Annotated in this window: 4 protein-coding genes; all 4 read right to left on the bottom strand. The window is 65.7% G+C overall.

Features of this window, described 5'->3' with window-relative positions; all coding sequences use genetic code 11:
* Positions 1 to 88: 88 nt before the first annotated feature.
* Positions 89 to 1,873 carry an alpha/beta hydrolase-fold protein gene (locus ACFU4Z_RS12610; RefSeq protein ID WP_379062541.1) on the bottom strand — a complete coding sequence of 595 codons (1,785 nt, stop codon included), beginning with the start codon at positions 1,871 to 1,873 and terminating at the stop codon, positions 89 to 91.
* 374 nt (positions 1,874 to 2,247) lie between these two features.
* Positions 2,248 to 3,282 (bottom strand): alpha/beta hydrolase, encoded by a 1,035-nt coding sequence (locus ACFU4Z_RS12615; RefSeq protein ID WP_379062125.1) that lies wholly within the window; start codon positions 3,280 to 3,282, stop codon positions 2,248 to 2,250.
* 291 nt (positions 3,283 to 3,573) lie between these two features.
* Entirely contained in the window at positions 3,574 to 4,569 is a 996-nt protein-coding gene (locus ACFU4Z_RS12620; RefSeq protein WP_379062543.1) for an alpha/beta hydrolase, read from the bottom strand.
* Positions 4,570 to 4,970: 401 nt separating this feature from the next.
* A complete protein-coding gene (locus ACFU4Z_RS12625) occupies positions 4,971 to 6,032 on the bottom strand; it encodes an alpha/beta hydrolase (protein WP_379062128.1) in 1,062 nt (353 codons plus the stop codon).
* Between the last annotated feature and the right edge of the window lie 351 nt (positions 6,033 to 6,383).

Here is a 6,383-nt window from a genome sequence, read left to right on the forward strand (position 1 = left end):
GCGCACGCGCCGAAGGCGCAAGTCTCGGCCGCTCGGAAGCGAGACCAAGGGGGCCGCGAACACGCAGCGCCGCAGGCGCTGCCAAAAATCACAGCCCGTGAACTTCGGGTTTGCCGTCGCGTACCACGATGAAACCGGCCTGGAAATTCTGCTGGAAGCCGCCGGGAACTGTGAACTCGTCGCTGATCGGATACCCGAGCTTGCCGTTCTCGTAACCGAGGTCTCTCCAGGCGTCCATGATCGGACCCGATCGAACCGCCCACGCTCCTGATAGCGGGCTCCAATAGATGTTGCCGCCCTCGAACCCGCTGAAGCGGCCCAAGTCCTTCAGCGGCACCTCTTCGGCCGCGGGGAAACCCAGCCAGCTGTTCTCGTATCCCAGCTCGACGTACTTGCCCATGATCGGCCCCTGCAGCCGATGGACGCCGGTCTTCCGGCTGTAGTAGAAGGGCCCGTTCTCGAAGGCCTGCACCGCGCCGTCCCGGCTCGGCGTCTTGACCTCCGGCGCGATCGGATAGCCCGCGGGTCCGCGCTCGAAGCCCTGCCTGCCCCACTCGTCGAGGATCGCGCCGCGCACCACCTGCGCGCCGGTCTGTGGTGTCCAGTAGAGCAAGCCGTTCTGGAAGGCCTGGAACCGGCCGCGGCCGTCGGGCAGCGGGCGCTCGTCGTCGGTCGGCAATCCGACCGCACCGAGCGCGGCCTGGTAGCCGCCGCCGATCATGCCGCCGACAGGATGCGCGCCGGTCGCGGGCGAGTAGAACACCCGGCCGGACCGGAAGTCCTGGGCCACACCCCCGTTCACCTGATATTCGGCGGTGACGCAGTCGCCGAGCCAGCCGTTGGCGGTGGCCACAGCGGCGATCGAGCCGCCTGCCTGGCAGGACGCCTTGCCCGGGTCGAGGCCGAGCGCGGCGGCGGCCTGCGGCCAGGACTGCCGCATCTCGAAATCCCAGTACGGCCACGTGTGGGTGCCGGAGGGGCGGTAATTCACCTGGGCCGGGATGGTCAGATTGCCGAGCTTGGTCACGAAGTTCTGCGAGGTGAGCCGCGACAGAATCTCCAGACCCATGCCCGTGAAGTTGGCGCTCACCCCTGGAATGACGGCGGCTTGGTCGAACGGCCCGACCGCACCGCTACCGCTGGATATGTACAGGCTGATCCCCTTCAGCTTGTCCGCCAGCGCGTACGGGTCGTGGCCCTCCCACTCCGGGCTCGTCGGCGGACCCCACATCGCCGTGGAGTCGAACCCGCCCGCGTCGCGCATGGCGAACTGGATCGCCTGCGGCATACCGAGGGTGGTCGTGGTGAGGAAGCCGGAGTACGACGCGGCGTACTTGACGAAGTTCGGGTTGCGCGCGGCCAGGAACATCGCGGCCGTGCCGCCCATCGAAAGGCCCTCCATGCCACGAACATCCGTTGCCCGCCACTGGCTCTCGAGCAACGGCGGAAGTTCCTTGGTCAGGAAGGTTTCCCACTTGTAGTTGTGGCCGTTGTTCGGCTGCAGCCAGTCGGAGTAGAAGCTCGACTGACCGCCGACCGGCAGCACAACAGTGACGTTCTTGTCGGCGAAGAAGTCGGCGGCGCCCGCCTCCTTGGTCCAGCCGCTCTCGTCGTCGGTGGCGCGCAGCCCATCGAGCATGAACAGCACCGGAAACCTGGCGTCCGGGTGGGTGTTCCAGTCCCTGGCCAGCAACAGCTGCACCTGGACGGGTGCGCCCATCGATGGCGAATTGATCCACAGGGCGACCCGGCGGTCGGTGAACCACACCGCTTTCTGCACCGTCGCGCCGGCTGGTGCGGTGGCGGCGGGCTCCGGCTGCGCGGCCGCGGGCGTGGTCAGTGGCGAAAGCCCGGCGGCCAGCGGCAGCGCCATCGTGGTGACCAGCAGCGCGAGCCGCCCACGAGCCCGGCGGGCGTCGCCGCGTCCGCGTCTACCCCATCTGCCGCGCCTGATCCCTGCCACAAGTGCTTTCTACCCCTGGAAGGGCGGTCATCCTGGTAGGACGCGCGGGTAGCGAGCTAATCCGCCTCCTGTGTATGCAGGCTGGACAGGTAAGTGCCGCGAAGTGCGCATACAGGTCCTGCGTGGCGTGCGAGACAGTCTGGACGTGCCCGACCAGTTACCCGTCCGCTGACGAAATCAGTTGTCACGGCGCCATGCCGTCCGCTGTCGCCCAAAACGCGAACAGCGCCGCCGCTCCCCGTTCGGGGAAGCAGACGGCGCCGTTCGACGTCTAAAGGGCTAGATCACCAGCCGCCGGTGGCATCCAGGATGCCGTTGCGGGACTTGAAAAGCTCACCCTCCCAGTACTTCCAGGAGTGGGTGCCCTGGGCGGGGAAGTCGAACTGAGCCGGGATCTTCAGCGAAGCGAGGCGTGCCTGGAAGGCGCGGGTGTTCACCAGCGAAAGAGCTTCGAGCGCCATCGCGTTGCCGGTGTTGAACGCGCCGACCGCCGAGTTCGGCTTGTCGAACTGACCCGGCAGACCGCTGGCCGCCGAGATGTACATCGGCAGACCCCGGAGCTGCGGTGCGAAGACGGAGGGGTCCTGGCGCAGCCACGCCGGGCTCCACGGCGCCGCCATCGAGTCCACGTTGAAACGGCCCGCGTCCAGCATCGCGATGCGGACCGCCTCACGCATGCCCGGCGCGGACAGGTTCAAGTAGCCGGAGTAGGACGCGGCGTACTTGAACTGATCGCGGTGGTAGGCGGCCAGGGCCAGTGCGGCGCTGCCACCCATCGACAGGCCGGCGACCGCGTTGTTGGTGCGGGAGACGCCGTAGCCCTCGAGGAAGGCCGGGAGCTCCTTGGTCAGGAACGTCTCCCACTTGTAGGTGGTCTTCTGGCCGTTGGTGTTACTCGGCGCGTACCAGTCGGTGTAGAAGCTCGACTGGCCGCCGACCGGCATGATCAGGGAGATGTTGTCGTTGCCGAACTGCTGCAGCGCGTTCGTCTCGAACGACCACGCGTTGCGATCGTCACGGGCGCGCAGGCCGTCGAGCAGATACAGCGCCGCGTTGCCGCCGCGCGCCGCCCACTGCACCTGAACCTTGATCGGGCCCATGACCGAGGGGACCATCAGATCCTCGAAGCCACCCGCGGGGACGCGCAGCACAGGGCTGTGCGCCGGGGCCGCCATGGCAACGGTCGGGGCCGCCACTCCGGCGGCAATCGGTAGCGCCAGTGCTGCGGCACCGACAGCCAGAATTCGATGACGCCAACCGCGAGGGGTGACTCGCCGTCCCGTGCTTCTGTTCGGGCCGGCCGCCCTGCCGAAACGCATGAATCCTGCTCTCTTTCTGCTGTTGTGGTACCGCCCGTAGCCCATGAGGGCCGGGCAGCACCCGTGCTTCGAACGAGACGCGCGTCACAAGTGCATCGGACCCCGACATTCCGACACAAAAAGACGGCGCTACAACGATCTGGTCACACTTGCGCTCGCTGGACGATATTCGACGCCGGAAGCCTAAGCAAGGCCGAGGCAACCGCGTGGCCGAAATCCGCCCATGCACAACCTGTGATCGTGCGGTGACCCTATCGCGTTCGCTCGGAGATGTCGTCCCCGATCGGGAATTCACCCCAGATTGGCGCTGAGATCAGGCAGCATGTTGTACACCTGGTCGGCCCAGTAGTGCCAACTGTGCACACCGGTCGGCGTGTAGTCGAAGTGCACATTCGTCGGGCCGAGTGAGTCCAGACGCAGCTGGAAGGCCCGCGTATTGGCGAGCGCGATCGTCTCCAGCGCCATTGCATTGCTGAGGTTGTAGGCGTCGAGTGCGTTGTTGACTACGTCACGCGGGCCGTTCTGGCCGTTGCCGGAGGAAATCCAGAGCCGAGTTCCGTTCGCGCGCAACAACGGCGCGAACATGAACGGGTCGTTGCGCAGCCAGCGCGGATCCCACGGCGGCCCCCACATGGAGTCGATGTTGTATCCGCCCGCATCGAGCAGGGCCAGCCGCAAGCCCTCCTTCATGCCGGGTGCGGAGATATTCAGGTAGCCCGAATACGAGCCCGCGTACCGGAATTGATCCGGGTGATAGGCGGCGAGCGCGAGCGCGGCGCTGCCGCCCATGGACAAACCGAATACGCCGTTGCCGTTCGGATTGAAGCCGAGCCGATCGCGCATCGCCCAGCGCAGATTCTCGGTCAGGAACGTTTCCCATGCGTAGATGCGCTGCTGGCCATTGGTGTTGCTCGGCGCGATCCAGTCCGAATAGAAGCTGGACATCCCGCCGATCGGCATCACAACGTTGATATTCCACTGCGGAAGCACCCGGGAGATGTCGGTGTCGATTTCCCAGCCGCTGAGGTCGTTGCGGGCCCGCAGGCCGTCGAGGGCGTAGACCACGCGGCTGGTGTTGCCGTCGAGGGCCCGGAAGATCCTGGTCTTGATCGGGCCCATGCTGGAGTCGACCCAGAAATCGTGACCGTCCGGGTTGAAGCTCGCCACAGCTGGTGTGGCGAGGTCGGTGACCGCGATTCCGAACGGCAGGGCGAGCACGAAGGCCACGCCGGCGACGGACCGGCGCAGCCACCGACGGCGACCACCGCGCCCCTCGGCTTCGAGCATGCGTCCGCGCTCATCGGCAACATTTTCGCGTACTACGCCTGATCGCATTCGATTCGACCTTTCGCCCGTGCGATCACCGTTGACCGCAACTGTCGTGCATGAGGATCGACGCTCGACACCCACGACTCTCCGCACCAGGCAGGTCGTGGCACTACAGCTCTTCTATAGGCAGTACTTCGAGGCTGATCCCCGCGAAAACGCGCTGTGAGACCGGATCGTGATGAAAAACCAGAGATTTGCCGGTGCAACGTACGGTCAGCGTCGCGAGGCGTCACACGGCACCGAAATTTCTCCGACAGCAACCAACCAGCCAACAGTGTGCACCTAGGCGATATTTCAGGCGAAGACACACGAACCGCCCGGCACCGAAGGGGTGCCGGGCGGTCGGTCGTAGTGAAATGTCAGCCGATGTTCGCCGACAGGTCGGCAGTCATCCGGTAGACCTCGTCCTGCCAGTTGTTCCAGGCATGGATGCCGAACTCCGGGAAGGAATAGACGACATCGGATGCGCCGAGCGAGGCCATTCGCACTTGGAAGGCTCGAGTGTTGACCAACGCCAAGCTCTCCAGCCCCATGCCGGTGACGGTGTTGAAGGTCGGCGCGTCGGTTGCGCCCGGCCTGCCGCTGCCCGCGGCGATCCACAGGCGGGTCCCATTGCCGATCAGTCGCGGCGCGAAGACGAACGGGTCCATCCGCAGCCACTGCGGGCCCCACGGCGGCGCCATCGAGTCCACGTTGTAGCCGCCCGCGTCGACCATGCCGGCCCGGATGGCTTCACGCATGCCGGGCGCGGAGTTGTTCAGGTAGCCCGAGAACGAGCCGGCGAAGCTGAACTGATCCGGATGATAGGCGGCCAGCGTCAGTGCCGCGCTGCCACCGGTCGACAGGCCGAAGACACCGTTGCGGTTCGGGTTGAAGCCGAGCCGGTCCCGCAGCGCCCAGCGCAGGTTGTTGGTCAGGAAGCTCTCCCACTGGTACCGGTAGCTTTTGCCGGGGCCGCCGGCGAGCACATTCAGGGCGCCCGAGCCGGAGGACGAACCGACGCCCGCGGGAACACCGAAGAATTCGCTCGGCGCGTTCCAGTCGGCATACCAGCTCGACTGACCGCCGACCGGCATAACCACGTTGATGTTCTGGCTCGCCAGCATCTCGGCGACGTTGGTTTCGATCTCCCAGCCGTTCAGGTCCTCGCGGGCCCGCATGCCGTCGAGCGCGTAGACGACGCGGTTGGTGTTGCCGTCCGCGGCGCGCAGGACCCTGGTCTTGATCGGACCCATGCCGGAGTCGACCCAGAAATCGAACGCGGCGGGATTGAAGGCCGCCGATGCTGTCGCGCCGCTGCCCGCAATGGTGATCCCCAGTGGCATGAGCAGGGCGACCGTCACTCCGACAGCCCACTTGCGCAACCGAGAACCCGAGGCTGCTGAGCTACCGGCCCTGCCTTTCCAGCGCGGACTTCGCATTCCACTCGACCTTTCATCCGGACGGCCGGTCGGCAAATGATTAGCAATCTCGACCAGCCCCCTTATTGGGCATTCAGGCGGGAAATCCACATAAAACGGACGTTTCCACCTGCGTACATGTTCTACGTGTATCAAATCGCAATCGAATGCTTCTATGTTGCTGGAAAGTGATTCAAGCCACAAGAAGTGCAGCGTTCGCCGGTGCACATTCGTTGCGCGGCGCACTGGGGACGCCTTGTTTCGGATAACGAAAAGGGCGCCCGCGGCAGGGCGGCCACCGGGGCGGTTGTACACCGACACCCCCGCAGAAACTCCCGGCGCACATAAAAAAACAACCTATTGCGAGAGGGG

Origin of the sequence: Nocardia sp. NPDC057440, from assembly GCF_042802915.1 — a bacterium.
Taxonomy (GTDB): domain Bacteria; phylum Actinomycetota; class Actinomycetes; order Mycobacteriales; family Mycobacteriaceae; genus Nocardia.